The organism is Actinomadura sp. NPDC000600 (assembly GCF_040492135.1).
GTDB lineage: Bacteria > Actinomycetota > Actinomycetes > Streptosporangiales > Streptosporangiaceae > Spirillospora.
On the sequence record NZ_JBEUPD010000015.1, the window covers coordinates 78,379 to 91,767 of the forward strand.

The 13,389-nt window shown below is 71.8% G+C and carries 14 protein-coding genes; 3 read left to right on the top strand and 11 right to left on the bottom strand.

The features are described 5' to 3' along the window. Positions 1-17 precede the first annotated feature (17 nt). The 6 genes from ABWI07_RS22265 to ABWI07_RS22290 all read right to left on the bottom strand — a co-directional run bounded on the left by ABWI07_RS22265 (position 18) and on the right by ABWI07_RS22290 (position 6,755). Entirely contained in the window at positions 18-1,085 is a 1,068-nt protein-coding gene (locus ABWI07_RS22265) for an ABC transporter ATP-binding protein (RefSeq protein WP_149258255.1), read from the bottom strand. Then, a complete protein-coding gene (locus ABWI07_RS22270) occupies positions 1,085-2,098 on the bottom strand; it encodes an ABC transporter permease (RefSeq protein ID WP_149258254.1) in 1,014 nt (337 codons plus the stop codon). Before ABWI07_RS22270 ends, ABWI07_RS22265 begins: the two co-directional genes overlap by 1 nt. Positions 2,099-2,203: 105 nt before the next feature. Beyond that, positions 2,204-3,967 (bottom strand): ABC transporter substrate-binding protein, encoded by a 1,764-nt coding sequence (locus ABWI07_RS22275; protein WP_353819694.1) that lies wholly within the window; start codon positions 3,965-3,967, stop codon positions 2,204-2,206. A gap of 44 nt (positions 3,968-4,011) precedes the next feature. Beyond that, positions 4,012-5,004 carry an ABC transporter permease gene (locus tag ABWI07_RS22280; RefSeq protein ID WP_149258252.1) on the bottom strand — a complete coding sequence of 331 codons (993 nt, stop codon included), beginning with the start codon at positions 5,002-5,004 and terminating at the stop codon, positions 4,012-4,014. A gap of 429 nt (positions 5,005-5,433) precedes the next feature. Next, the gene (locus ABWI07_RS22285; protein ID WP_149258251.1) at positions 5,434-5,859 is read right to left on the bottom strand and encodes a hypothetical protein; all 426 of its coding nucleotides are present in this window, start codon (positions 5,857-5,859) and stop codon (positions 5,434-5,436) included. A 239-nt stretch (positions 5,860-6,098) separates the two neighbouring features. Then, a complete protein-coding gene (locus tag ABWI07_RS22290; protein ID WP_235036651.1) occupies positions 6,099-6,755 on the bottom strand; it encodes an HAD family hydrolase in 657 nt (218 codons plus the stop codon). Between the two features lie 183 nt (positions 6,756-6,938). Between ABWI07_RS22290 and ABWI07_RS22295 the strand changes: the two genes are divergently transcribed. From ABWI07_RS22295 to ABWI07_RS22305, 3 genes are all read left to right on the top strand, one after another. Then, positions 6,939-7,400, top strand: a complete 462-nt coding sequence (locus ABWI07_RS22295; protein ID WP_149258250.1) for a universal stress protein — start codon at positions 6,939-6,941, stop codon at positions 7,398-7,400. Between the two features lie 181 nt (positions 7,401-7,581). Next, entirely contained in the window at positions 7,582-8,424 is an 843-nt protein-coding gene (locus ABWI07_RS22300) for a PAC2 family protein (RefSeq protein WP_149258249.1), read from the top strand. A 117-nt stretch (positions 8,425-8,541) separates the two neighbouring features. Further along, a complete protein-coding gene (locus tag ABWI07_RS22305) occupies positions 8,542-9,069 on the top strand; it encodes a TrmH family RNA methyltransferase (RefSeq protein WP_149258248.1) in 528 nt (175 codons plus the stop codon). Positions 9,070-9,146: 77 nt separating this feature from the next. Here ABWI07_RS22305 and mshC read toward each other — a convergent pair whose 3' ends face one another. From mshC to ABWI07_RS22330, 5 genes are all read right to left on the bottom strand, one after another. After that, on the bottom strand, positions 9,147-10,376 hold the full coding sequence (mshC, locus tag ABWI07_RS22310) for a cysteine--1-D-myo-inosityl 2-amino-2-deoxy-alpha-D-glucopyranoside ligase (RefSeq protein ID WP_353819695.1): 1,230 nt from the start codon (positions 10,374-10,376) through the stop codon (positions 9,147-9,149). A 79-nt stretch (positions 10,377-10,455) separates the two neighbouring features. After that, a complete protein-coding gene (locus tag ABWI07_RS22315) occupies positions 10,456-11,400 on the bottom strand; it encodes an ABC transporter permease (RefSeq protein WP_353819696.1) in 945 nt (314 codons plus the stop codon). Between the two features lie 5 nt (positions 11,401-11,405). Further along, the gene (locus ABWI07_RS22320) at positions 11,406-12,374 is read right to left on the bottom strand and encodes an ABC transporter permease (RefSeq protein WP_353819697.1); all 969 of its coding nucleotides are present in this window, start codon (positions 12,372-12,374) and stop codon (positions 11,406-11,408) included. Further along, on the bottom strand, positions 12,371-12,520 hold the full coding sequence (locus tag ABWI07_RS22325; protein WP_160160868.1) for a hypothetical protein: 150 nt from the start codon (positions 12,518-12,520) through the stop codon (positions 12,371-12,373). Before ABWI07_RS22325 ends, ABWI07_RS22320 begins: the two co-directional genes overlap by 4 nt. Before the next feature lie 84 nt (positions 12,521-12,604). Continuing rightward, positions 12,605-13,369: an NRDE family protein gene (locus ABWI07_RS22330; RefSeq protein WP_353819698.1), complete on the bottom strand. Its 765-nt coding sequence runs from the start codon at positions 13,367-13,369 to the stop codon at positions 12,605-12,607. Between the last annotated feature and the right edge of the window lie 20 nt (positions 13,370-13,389).

The following is a 13,389-nucleotide window of genomic DNA, read 5'->3' on the forward strand; positions in this document are numbered from 1 at the left end:
GTTCCCACCCGTGCTCGTCACAGCTTCGGCCGGATCTCGTCGTTCCAGATCTGCCGCTTCTTCTCCAGCGGGAGATGGCACGCCGCCTTGTGGCCGGGCTCGACCTCGACCAGCTCGGGCCGCTCGGTCGTGCTCTTGTCACCGTTGAGGTCACTGTAAGGGCAGCGCGGATGGAACGCGCACCCCGACGGCACGTTGATCAGGCTGGGCGGCGACCCCTCGATCGGCATCAGCCGCTCCGAGCGCTCCCGGTCCAGGCGCGGCATCGAGCCGAGCAGCCCCCAGGTGTAGGGGTGCAGCGGCCGGTGGAAGGCGTCGTCGACGGAGGCGTACTCCACGGCGCGGCCCGCGTACATCACCAGGATGTCGTCCGACAGCTCCGCGACCACCCCGAGGTCATGGGTGATCATGATGACCGCGGAGTTGAACTCCTGCTGCAGGTCGCGGATGAGGTCGAGGATCTGCGCCTGGACGGTCACGTCCAGCGCCGTGGTCGGCTCGTCGGCGATCAGCAGCTCGGGGTCGCAGGACAGCGCCATCGCGATCATCGCGCGCTGGCGCATGCCGCCGGAGAACTGGTGCGGGTAGTCGTCCACCCGCCGGTCCGGCTTGGGGATGCCGACCTTGCCGAGCATGTCGATGGCGTGCTTGCGGGCCACCGCCTTGGACACGTCGTTGTGCACCCGGTAGGCCTCGATGATCTGGTGGCCGATCGTGTAGAAGGGGTGCATCGAGGACAGCGGGTCCTGGAAGATCATGGCCATCTCGCGGCCGCGGAGCCGGCGCACCTCGTTCTGCGAGGCGCCGACGATCTCCTTGCCGTTCAGCCAGATCTCCCCGGACACGTCGGCGTTGCGCCGGTTGTGCAGGCCGAGGATGCCGAGGCTGGTCACGCTCTTGCCGGAGCCCGACTCGCCCACGATCCCGAGCGTGCGGCCCCGCTCCAGCTGGAACGACAGGCCGTCGACGGACTTGACCAGGCCGTCGTCGGTCGGGAAGTGGATCTTGAGGTCGCGGACCTCGAGGAACGCGCTCGGGGCCTCGCCGGTGCCCGCGGTGTCCGCGGCGGGCGCGGTGCCGGTCATCAGCCAAGCCTCACTCTCGGGTCGACGATCGCGTACAGCATGTCGACGATCAGGTTGATCACGATGATGGACGTCGCCGTGAGCAGCGTCACGCCGAGCACCATGGGCAGGTCGCCGCCCCTGATCGAACTGATCGCCAGCTGGCCCAGCCCCGGGATGCCGAAGGTGTTCTCGGTCAGCACGGCGCCGCCGAGCAGCAGCCCGATGTCGAGACCGAAGATCGTGAGGATCGGCGTCAGCGAGGCGCGCAGCGCGTGCTTGGTGACGACGGTCTTCTCCGGCAGGCCCTTGGCGCGGGCGGTGCGGATGTAGTCCTCGTTCATCGTCTCAAGCATGCCCGCTCTGGTGAGCCGCGCGTACATCGCGGCGTAGAGGAAGGCCAGCGTGATCCAGGGCAGCACCAGCGACTGGAACCAGGTCACCGGATTGGAGGTGAGCGGAACGTAGCTGCCGCCGCCTGGGAAGATCTTGAGGCTGTAGGAGAACAGCGCGAGGGAGACCAGGCCGGTGAAGTAGATCGGCAGGGACACGCCGGCCAGAGCGATGATCATCGCCCCCCGGTCCCAGACCGAGCCTCTGCGCAGCGCCGACACCACCCCGGTGGCGATGCCGCTGATGAGCCAGACCACGGCGGCGCCGAGTGACAGCGACAGGGTCGCCGGGGCCCGGTCGATCAGCGTCTCCAGCACCGGCTGGCTGCTGCGGAACGAGTAGCCGAGGCACGGCGCCGGGCAGTGGTCGGTCACGGGGCCGGCCTTGTAGTCCTTGCCGACCACGATGGCCTTGACGTAGTTGCCGTACTGCACCACGACCGGCTTGTCGAGGCCGAGCCGCTCCTTGGTGTCCTGGATGGCCTCGGCGGTCGGCGCCTTGCCCACGTAGGACGCCGCGATCTGGTCGGTCGTCTGACCGGCGATCTTGGGCAGCCAGAAGAAGATGCCGAAGGTCACCATGCTGACCAGCAGCAACATGACGACGGCACCGATGAGGCGCCGGATGAGATATGCGAACACAATGCTCGGCCCGACCCGCCGGCCGGCGGGACCTGTGGGTCCCGGACCGGCCGGCGGGCGTCGCCTTCACCTGCCTTCAGCTGTACGCACGGACGAAGCGGAGTGTCACTCCACGCCCATGTTCAGGTAGTCGTACATTCCGCCGTAGTAGTACGTGATGCCCGCGTTCGTCACGCGCTTCGGCCGGTACATCAGGGCCTTGGCGTAGATCAGCGGGACCTCGGCGGCGGTCCCCATGACCGCCTTGTCGACCTCGCCGTACATCTTCGTGCGAGCGGCCTTGTCCTGCGTGGAGATCGCGTCGTCGAGACCCTTGTTGACCTTCGGGTCGTTGAGCTCGGCGAGGTTGTTGCCGCCGGACGGCTTGATCGCCGAACCGTGCACGATCTGCGACAGGAAGCCGTAGCCGGTCGGCCAGTCGGCCGCCCACGCCATGATCATCATGCCGATCTCGTGGTCGTGCACGTACTTCGGCACGCCGACGTACTTGTTGAAGTAGTCGCCGGCCGGGAACTGGACGATGCTGACCTTGATGCCGACCTTGGCGAGGCTCTGCTGGATCGCCTCGGCCATCGCGACTTCCTTCGGCCGGTCCGACCGCGCCGAGATCTTGCTCGTGAAGCCGTTCGGCTTGCCGCACGCCTGCAGCTCCGACTTGGCCTTGGCGAGCGTGGCCTGGTCGAGCCCGCCGCCCTCGGCCTGCTTCTGCGGGTACAGGTCGAACTTGGTGTAGCCGTCCACCGACGGGGGGAGCACGGTGGTGGCGACGTCGCCGCCGGCCAGCGGGCCTCCGTAGGCGGTCTGCGCGGCGACCTTGTCGGTCGCGTACTGCACGGCCATGCGGCAGTGGATGTTGTCGAGCGGCTTGACGTTCACGTTCAGCGACATGAACCGCAGGAAGCCCTGGATCGGGTTGTCCACGTACGGCTTCTGCTCGGGGGTCAGCACCTTCGGCTGGGTCCCCGCCTGGACGCCGACGCCGGTGATGTCCATGTCCAGCGAGCCGGCGAGCAGCCGCTGGTCGATGTCATCGGCGTTCTGCTTGATCTGGACTTCGATCTTGTCCGGCAGCGCCTTGCGGAGCGGGTCGGTGCTCTGGTTCCAGTTCGGGTTGCGCGACAGCGACATCGACTTGCCGCGCGTGTAGTTGTCGATCTTGTACGGACCGCTGGAGACGATCGAGGTCTCGTACTTCGTGCCGGTGTCCTTGGCCTTCGGCACAGGGATGGACTGCGACATCGAGACCAGGTAGTCGAACTCCTGGAACGGCTCGTTCAGGTGGAAGATGATCGTCTGGTCGTCGGGGGTCTCGATCGACTTCAGACCCTCGTCGCTCTTGTCCTCGTACGGGCCCTTGTAGGCGGGCTTGTTGTCGACGAGGTACTGCTTGAAGTACTTCGGCCCGAGCTGCAGCTCCTTGGTGTAGTTGCTGCGCTCGATCGCGTACTTGACGTCCTTGGACGTGACCGTGGTGCCGTCGTCGTACTTGACGCCGGTCCGCAGCTTGTACGTCCAGGTCTTGCCGCCGTCGCTGGGCTGGCCCATGTCGGTGGCCAGGTCAGGGACGATCTCGAGGCTCTCCTTGCCCGCCGCAGCCTTGGCCGTGGTCAGACCGCGGCCGTAGAGGCGGGCGAAGTTCTGGGAGAACGCGTAGTAGGTGTTGCCGGGGTCCGGCGAGTCCCAGTCGTCGGAGTCGGCCAGCTTGAGCGTGCCGCCCTTCTTGTCCGACTTGTTGACGACCTCGTTCACGCCGGCGTTGTACCCGGGGCCGCTCCCCGAGCCTCCGGATTCACCGCCGCCGCAGGCGGCGAGCCCTGCGGCCGCGACCACACCGGCCGCGAAGACCGCAAATGGTCTCATCTTGTTCATGTGCAGGCGCACCCCTTCAATTAGACGGGTCGGTTGAACCCGAGTCACTTGGCCCGAGGGTCGAGAGCGTCCCGCAGCCCGTCACCGAAGAGGTTGAAGGCGAGGACGGTGATGAAGATGGCCATACCGGGGATGATCATGTAGGCCGGGTCCGAGGAGTAGATCGGCACCGCGAGCGTCAGCATGGCGCCCCAGGACGGCGTCGGCGGGATCACTCCGACGCCGAGGAACGACAGCGCCGCCTCGAACAGGATGTTGGTCGGGATCAGCAGGGTCGAGTAGACCAGGATCGGGGCGACCAGGTTCGGCAGGACCTCTTTGAAGAGCACGTAGGAGTTGCGGGCTCCCAGGCTGCGGGCGGCGTCGACGAACTCGCGCTCGCGCAGCGACAGCGTCTGGCCGCGGATGATGCGGCCGATGTAGGGCCAGTTGAAGAAGCCGATCACCACGACCAGCACGGAGATCCGCAGCCCGTTGCCGTTCATGCCGAACGCGCCGTCGGAGACGACGCCCACCAGCGCGATCGCGAACAGCAGCAGGGGGAAGGCCAGGAAGGCGTCCATGGCCCGGCTGATCAGGTAGTCGACCCAGCCGCCGAAGTAGCCGGCGGTGATGCCCATGACGGTCCCGATGACCACCGACAGCAGGGTGGCCAGGAAGGACACCAGGAGCGAGATCCGGGCTCCGTGCACGATGCGGGCCAGCAGGTCGCGGCCGGTGCCGGGCTCCACGCCGAGCAGGTGGTCGCCGCTGATGCCCGTGTGCCAGATGCCGCCCTTCGGCCGGTTGTAGGTCGGGTCGATCAGGTTCTGGTGGTACGTCAGCGGGTTCTGCACGAAGAACGGACCGAAGATCGCGATCAGGATGAGCACGAAGACGATGACCGCGCCGGTGAGAGCGACCTTGTCCCGCTTGAGCCGCATCCAGGCGATCTGCCCGAGGGAGCGTCCCTGGATCTTCTTCTTGTCGACGCCGACAAGTACCGCTTCCGGCTGCGCCTCGCTGTCGGACCCGGTCACCTCTATGGGTGCGGCCACGCTCGTTACCTCCTACCGTCCGGCCACTGGTTCTGCCTGCCGCCGGCGAGTGACCGGCGGTCGCGGAGATCATCCGCTGCCCCCGTGCCCGTTACGCCGCGTTTGCTGAAGGGAAACGTAGTCCTTCGGGCACGACTGTCCATCCGTGAGACGTACTTCGGAAGTACCCGTATCTGACTTGTGATCTCGTCGTCATCTGGCAAACACGCGCCCGTACGCCACTTCGGACAAATCGCCCGAATAGTACGTTCAGCCACGAGTGGCCCCGCAACGCCAGGGGGGTCCGGAACGACAAGCTTTACCGTACTGAGTCCGTTCTGAGACTGATCGTCCGCAGGTCAGGCCCCGGACGCACAGAAACGGCGGGCCGGAACGCCCGCGATCGGGACGTCCCGGCCCGCCGTCACGTCGCGTGCGGGGGCCGCGGTCTCAGGAGATGCCGCGGTCGCGGAGGATCTTCTCGATCTCCGCCAGCTCCGGGTCTCCCCCGCCCGGCGCGGGCCCCTCGACGCCGCGCCTCGGCTTGCCGCCGCGCCCGGCGGAGCGGTGCCCCTCCCCGCCTCCCGCGGCCTTGCCGCCGCCGGCGTCCCCGCGCCTGCTCAGCATCGCGCCGGAGGCCAGGTAGAGCAGCACGGCCAGGCCGCCCACGGCGACGCCCGCCCACTTCACCGGGCTGAACGCCAGGTCGACGAAGAACTCGGTCACGCCCGTCATCGCCGCCGCGAGCGGCACCAGGGACAGGGCCGCGCCGCGCAGCCCGCTGGCCGCGCCCCGGCGGCGGTAGGCGCCCCAGCTGATCACCAGCCCGACCAGGGTCACCCCGAGACTGATCGCGAAAATGGCTGCGTCGCTCATGCCGGCCCCTCACTCCGTGTGTCGGTGCTCTCTCCATCGTCACACGTGGAATGCCGGTTCTGCTCCTCCCGGCGGACGGTTTGCGGCCGGACCGGTCTCCTCCCCCGGCGGGACCCTCCCCTAGGGGCCGCCCCCCGGGGTACCGCCCCGCGGGTATCAGGCCCGCGCGGCGCCGCGCCGTGAGGTGCCGCGGTCGGACGGCGGACGCGCCGCCGCACTCGTCACGCGACCGGCGAGTGTCACACGACCAGGGAGCGCAGCCGCTCCAGGTCCACCTCGAGCAGCGAGGCGACCACCGTCCGTCCCGGCGCGGGCGGGATCGGCAGGACGCCGGGGACGGCGACGGTGACGCAGCCCGCCGCCTCGGCCGCCGCGACGCCGTTCGGGGAGTCCTCCAGCACCACGCAGCGGGCCGGGTCGGCGCCGAGCCGGGCGGCGGCGGTCAGGTAGGGCTCGGGGTGCGGCTTGGTCCGGGCGACCTCGTCACCGGCGACGCTGAGCGCGAAGTGCTCGCGGCCGACGGCGTCCAGCACCGGCTCGATCAGCCGCCGGTGGCTGGAGGACACCAGGGCCGCCGTCACCCCGGCGGCGCGGACCTCGGCGAGCAGGTCCTTGGCGCCGGGCATCATCGGGACGCACGCGCCGAGCCGCTCGACCATGCCGTCCAGCATCCGCCGGCCGACCTCCTCGCGGGGGGCGTCGGCCCCGGTCAGCTCCAGCATGTAGTCGACGGCGAGGTAGAGGGAGCCGCCGACCAGGCGCTCCTGGTGGGCGGGGCTCCACTCGCCGCCGAGCCAGGCCATGACCTCCGACTCGACCTCGAGCCAGACGCGCTCGGAGTCGATGAGCAGGCCGTCCATGTCGAACAGCACGGCCTGCGGGCCCCCAGCAGTCACAGCTCTCCTCACATGTCGCACGAACCGGAGAACCACCCTATCCGGGTGATCACCGGACACTCCGGGCCGTCCGCGCTCCAGGCGGGCCCGCGCCTCTTGGACGGGGTGTGCAAAGAGACGGTGACGGATGGGTCACCGGACCGATAGCGTGCCACCAGTGACTACTAACGGGTAAGGAACGGCATGAGCGCGTACCGCATCATCCTCGTCGGCACCGACGGCTCTGACTCCTCGTTCCGCGCGGTCGACAGGGCCGCGCAGCTGGCCGCCGCCACGGGCGCCACCCTCCTGCTCGCCTCCGCCTACAGCCCCATGCCGGAGCGCGAGCGCGCCACCGCCGCCGACCGGCTGGGCGACCTGGCCTACAAGGTGCAGGGGTCCACCCCCGCCGACGACGCGCTGCGCGCCGCGCGGGAGCGGGCCGTCGCCGCCGGCGCCACCGACATCGAGCAGGAGGCCGTCGAGGGCGACGCCGTGGACGTGCTGTCGAAGCTGGCGAAGGAGCGCCCCGTGGACCTCATGGTGATCGGCAACCGGGGCCTCAACAGCCTCGCGGGCCGCATCCTCGGGTCCGTCCCGGCGAACCTGTCCCACCGCGCCCCCTGCGACGTGCTGATCGTGCACACCACCCCCCGCGGCAAGTGACCCGATCGTGACCCGGGTTCCGCCGCGGGCGTACACGGCGGGGTCTGGCCTCCGGAGGGGTGGGGTAGGTCACCGTCAGGACGTAGGCTGACAGCCACCGATCATGAGCGGGGCCCCCGACCCCCGGGAATGACGGCCCCCGTCGGTGACGCTGTACCTGGGCGTCGGAAGGAGGCAGCGCGTGGTCGAACTCGAAAGCGTGCCGGAACTCGTCGATCCGGTGGTCGTGGCCGCCTTTGAGGGGTGGAACGACGCCGGGGAGGCCGCCAGCGGGGTGATCGCGCATCTGGAGTCGACGTGGGAGGCGGTGCCCATCGCCGAGCTCGACCCGGACGACTACTACGACTTCCAGGTCACCCGCCCCATCGTCGAGATGACCGACGGCGAGACCCGCGGCATCACCTGGCCGACGACCCGCGTGTCGTGGGCGCGGCTCCCGAACGGCAAGGACGTCGTGCTGCTGCACGGGATCGAGCCCAACATGCGGTGGCGGTCGTTCTGCCGCGAGCTGGTCGGGCTGATGCTGGAGCTCGAGGTCCGCAACGTCGTGCTCCTCGGCGCGCTGCTCGCCGACGCCCCCCACACCCGCCCGGTGCCGGTCACCGGCGCCGCCTCCGAGGCCGGCCTGGTCAACACCCTGAACCTGGAGCCGGCCCGCTACGAGGGGCCGACCGGCATCCTCGGCGTGCTCCAGGACGCCTGCGCCAAGGCCGACCTCGACACCGTCTCCCTGTGGGCGGCCGTCCCGCACTACGTCGCCCAGCCGCCGTCCCCCAAGGCCACCCTCGCCCTGCTGCGCCGCGTCGAGGACCTCCTCGACGTCACCGTCCCGCTCGGCGAGCTGCCCGAGGAGGCCCGCGCCTGGGAGCACGGCGTCAACGAGCTCGCCGAGGAGGACTCGGAGGTCGCCGAGTACGTCCGCACCCTGGAGGAGCAGAAGGACGCCACCGAGCTGCCGGAGGCCAGCGGCGACGCCATCGCCCGCGAGTTCGAGCGCTACCTGCGCCGCCGCGATCCGGGCTGAGGGCCGCGGCGGGGGCTAGACTCGATCACGTCGATTCCCCGTCGATGGCCCGCGCACGCCGCGAAGTGCGCCCGACATGACGTCATCTCCCTCGGAGGGCGGTAGCGCCCGGGGCCGGTGAGCCCCCGCCAGGCGGCGATCCGCGTCCGCCCGCCCCGCGAGCTCCGGCGCCAGCGGCGCCGCCGCTCCCACACCTGCTGGGACCATCTCCTCGTCGCGCCGCTGTGGCCGCTGCACGGCGCCAATCTCGGGACGCTCCTGCGGACCTGCGACGCGGTGGGCGCGTGCATGGCCGTCCCCCGCTTCCCCTGGGTGCCCGAGGCCCTCGCCCGGGGCAACACGCTGCGCCGCCCCGCCTGCGTCCACTGGGTGGGCGACCCGCTCGGCTGGCTGGAGCGGCAGCGGGCGTCCGGGAGCCGGGTCGTCGGCGTCGAGCTGGCCGACGAGGCCGTGCGGCTCGCGGACCTGCCCGCCGCGCGCACCCGGACGGTGGCGGTGCTGGGCCACGAGCAGTCCGGCATCCCCGCCGAGGCGCTCGACCTGCTCGACCTGGCCGTGGAGATCCCCATGGTGGGCGCCGGCAGCAGCCTGAACGTCGCGGTGGCCGGCTCGCTGGTGCTGTACAGGCTCGCGGGCCTGCTGTGACGCGCGGGGCTCACCGGCCGCGCCGTGCCGGGATCGGCAGGGACCGCCGCGGCCGAGGGCCGGGCGGGCCCGGCCGGTCAGAGATCGACGCCGAGGAGGGCGTCGACGACGGCGGCGGCCTGGGCCGGCGCGGCCTCGTCGGCGCCGTCGGCGGCCGCCCAGGCGTCGACGGCCGCCAGCGCGGCCGGCGCGTCGAGGTCGTCGGCCAGGCTCTCGCGGACCGCGGCGGCCAGCGGGGCGGCGGGCGGACCGGACGGGCGCGCCGCCGCGGCCCGCCAGCGGCCAAGGCGCGCCGCCGCCTTGTCGAGCTCGGCCGGCGTCCACTCCCAGTCCGAGCGGTAGTGGTGGGCCAGCAGCGCCAGCCGGATCGCCATCGGGTCGGCGCCGGACCGCCGGAGCTTCGAGACGAACACGAGGTTGCCGCGCGACTTGGACATCTTCTCGCCGTCCAGGCCGACCATGCCGGCGTGCACGTAGGCGCGGGCGTGGGGACGCTCCCCCGTGGCGACCTGCGCGTGCGAGGCGCCCATCTCGTGGTGCGGGAACGCCAGGTCCGAGCCGCCGCCCTCCACGTCGAACCCCATGCCGAGGTACTCGATGGAGATCGCCGAGCACTCCACGTGCCAGCCGGGGCGGCCCTCCCCGAACGGCGAGTCCCAGCCGGGCTCGCCGGGCCGCCGCGCCATCCACAGCAGCGCGTCGAGCGGGTCGCGCTTGCCGGGCCGGCCGGGGTCGCCGCCGCGCTCGGCGAACAGCGGGCCCATCTCCTCCCGCGTGAGCCGGCTGACCTGCCCGAAGGCCGGGTCGGAGGCGATCGGGAAGTAGACGTCGCCGGCCACCTCGTAGGCGGCGTCCCGGCCGCGCAGCTTCTCGATCATCTCGATGATCATCGGGATCGCCTCGACCGCGCCGATGTACCGGTCGGGCGGCAGCACGCGCAGCGCGGTCATGTCGTCGCGGAAGAGCTGGATCTCCCGGTCGGCCAGCTCGCGCCAGTCCTCGCCCGTCTGCCGGGCACGTTCCAGAAGGGGGTCGTCGACGTCGGTGGCGTTCTGGACGTAGCAGACCTGATGGCCGAGATCCCGCCACACCCGGTTGACCAGGTCGAAGGCCAGGTACGTGTTGGCATGGCCCAGATGCGTCGCGTCGTACGGGGTGATCCCGCACACGTACATCCGGGCGGTGTCGCCGGGCGAGGTGGGGCGCGTCGTCCCCGTCCCGGTGTCGTGCAGGCTCAGAGGCCGGGTCGCGGCGGGCAGTCCCGCATCGGACAGGCGGGGGACTTCGGAGGCGGGCCACGATCGCATACGGAAAGCTTATCCATGCGCACTTCGCGGCATGAATCCGAGATCGCGGCATCCGACCGGACGGCCCGCCTGGCGCCCCTCAGCCCAGCCGGACGCGCGGGTCCAGCACCGAGTAGCCGATGTCGACCAGCAGGTTCGCGGCGACCACGAACGACGTCACCAGCAGCGTCACCCCGATGATGACCGGGGTGTCGCCGAGCGCGATGGACTGGTAGACGAGCTGGCCCACCCCCTGCAGCCCGAACACCTTCTCGGTGACGACCGTGGAGCCGATCAGGGCGCCGAGGTCGATGCCGAGCTGGGTGACGACCGGGGTCAGCGCCGTGCGCAGCCCGTGCCGGCCGACGACGCGGCGCTCCGGCAGGCCCTTGGCCCGCGCCGTACGGACGTAGTCCTCGCCGAGCACGTCCAGCATCGCCCCGCGGGTGAGGCGCGTGTAGGTGGCGATCATGAGGAACGCCAGCGCGATCCACGGCAGGACCATCCGCCGCAGGAAGTGCTCCTGCAGGGGCGGCCCGGCCTCGAAGAGGTGGACGGCGCCCCGGCCGAACCCGGCGGAGGCCACCTGCAGCAGCACGAGCGCCATCACGAACGGCGGGGTGGACAGGCCGACCAGCACGAGTACGGTCGCGGCCCGGTCCCACAGGCCGCGCGCCCGCACCGCGCTGAGGACGCCGAGCAGGACGCCGCCGGCGAACCACAGGATCGCGGCGCCCGCCACCAGGAGCAGCGTCGTGGGGAGGCGCTCGCCGATCAGGGTGGTGACCGGCATGCCGTTGATGTAGGAGTCGCCGAGGTCCCCGCGCAGCAGCCGTGCGGCGAACCGCCAGTACTGGACGAGGACGGGGCGGTCCAGCCCGAGGTTGCGGCGGATCTGGCCGAGGGTGTCCGCGGTGGCGCGCGGCCCGCCGATGACGCGCTCCACCGGGACGGGCGAGACGTGCAGGAAGACGAACACCAGGGTGGCCACCAGCCACAGCACCACGACCGCGTACAGCAGCCGGCGGAGGACGAACCGCGCCACGCGCCTCACCGCCCCCCGGGGGCGCGGTCGCCGCGCGGGTCGAACGCGTCGCGGACGCCTTCGCCGAGCACGTTGAACGCCAGCGTGGTCAGCAGCAGCAGGACGCCCGGGACGGCGAGCAGCCACCAGGCGGTCTGGAACACGTCGCCTCCCTCGCCGAGCATCGACCCCCAGCTCGGCATCGGCGGGCGCACCCCGACGCCGAGGAACGACAGCGTCGCCTCGAAGACGATCGAGGCCGGGATCAGCAGCGAGGTCAGCACGGTGATCTGCGCGGACAGGTTCGGCAGGATCTCGCCGAACATGATCCGGACGTCGGAGGCGCCGAGGGCGCGGGCCGCCTCGATGAACTCCCGCCTCCGGATCATGATCACCTGGCCGCGGATCACCCGGGCGACCGCCGCGAACGAGAAGAACGCGATCATCAGGATCGTCATGGTCAGGCCGGCGGCGACCGAGCCGATCTGGAACGTGGTGGCCAGCATGATGGCCACCAGCAGGTACGGCAGGGCGAGCAGCATGTCCATGAGCCGGGCGAGCACCCCGTCGACGAGGCCGCCCGCGAACCCGGCGAGGGTCCCCACCGCGGTCCCGGCGGCGGACGCGAGCAGGGCCGACAGGATGCCGACGGCCAGCGAGATCCGCGCGCCGTAGGCGGCGCGGACGAGGACGTCGCGGCCGAGCTGGTCGGCGCCGAGGGGGAAGCGGCCGCCCGGTCCGCGCGGCTGCCCTCCGGCGTCCAGCCCGGTCTCCGGGAAGGTCGCGTCGTAGGGGTGGCCGGTCAGGTGCGCCCACAGCGGCGCCAGCGCGGCGAACGCCAGGATCAGCGCCAGGACGGCGAGCGCCGCGACCGCGAACCGGTCGCGGCGGAACCGGGCCCACGCGAGCTGGCACGGGGTGCGGCCCGCCACGGGCCGGGCCCCGTCCGGCGCCGTCCTGCGCCGGCGGGTCTCCACCTCGGCGCAACTGCTCATCGCGCCGCCGCCGCGGCCGCCGCCCGCCCGGGCACGCGGGCCCGGTACCCGGTCGTGGGCGCCGCGCGCCGCGCCACCGCCGCCATCCGCACTCCCCGTCCGCCGATGACCCTGCGCGGGCGGCCCCGCTCCGACGAAGATCGCATCAGGTAGTCAAACTAGCACCGAGCGTCACGTCCCGCAGGCGGAGCCGGCAAGAGGTCCGGGGCCGCGGTCCCGGCCGCCGCCCCTCAGCGGACGCGGGTCCAGGCCCGCCCGTCCCCCGGGGTGGCGGAGAAGTCGTACCGGACGCCGGTCCGGCCCAGCGCGACGAGGCTGACGGAGGTGGTGCCCCACACCCGGCCGTCGCCCAGGTCGAGCAGGGGGAGCAGGGCGCGGTGGTCGGCGCGGGGCAGCCCGGCGCCGTTCACCAGCGGCAGCCACGCGCCCCAGGCCCGCTCCACGGGGTCCCCGGGGCTCGGCTCGGGGCGCGGCGCGGCGGCCAGGAGCGGCCGGAAGTGCGCGAGCCGCGCGGCCATGTAGGCGTCCTCGGTCTCGCCCTCGAGCTGGCCCTCACCCTCCAGCCCGCTGTTGACGATCATGTGCAGGCCGGGGCCGAGGTCCCGCTCGGTGAGGGCCGCGCCGTCCCAGCTCCACAGCCGGACCCGGTCGGGTTCGGCGCCGACGAGATGGAACGGGTCGAAGGCGGCGAGGTCGGGCAGGCCGAACTTGCCGTCGGCGGCGACCCGCAGCGGCAGTTCGCCGCGCGAGACGCGGCCCGCCTCGGGCGCCGCCCGGCCGCGGCCGTTCAGCACGACGGCGACCCGCGGGGCGCCGGGGTCCACCGCCAGCCAGGTGCCGCCCGCGCGCAGGTCGCGGCCGCCGAGGAGGCCTGGGCGGTCCGGCCAGTGCCGGCCGGGCGGCTCCCAGGCGCGGGCGACGAACTCGTCGCGCACGCCCGCGAGGAGCACCGGGACGGGGGAGGCGGGGTCGACACTGATGATCGCCGTGCACATGCCCTAATTGGAGCATTTCC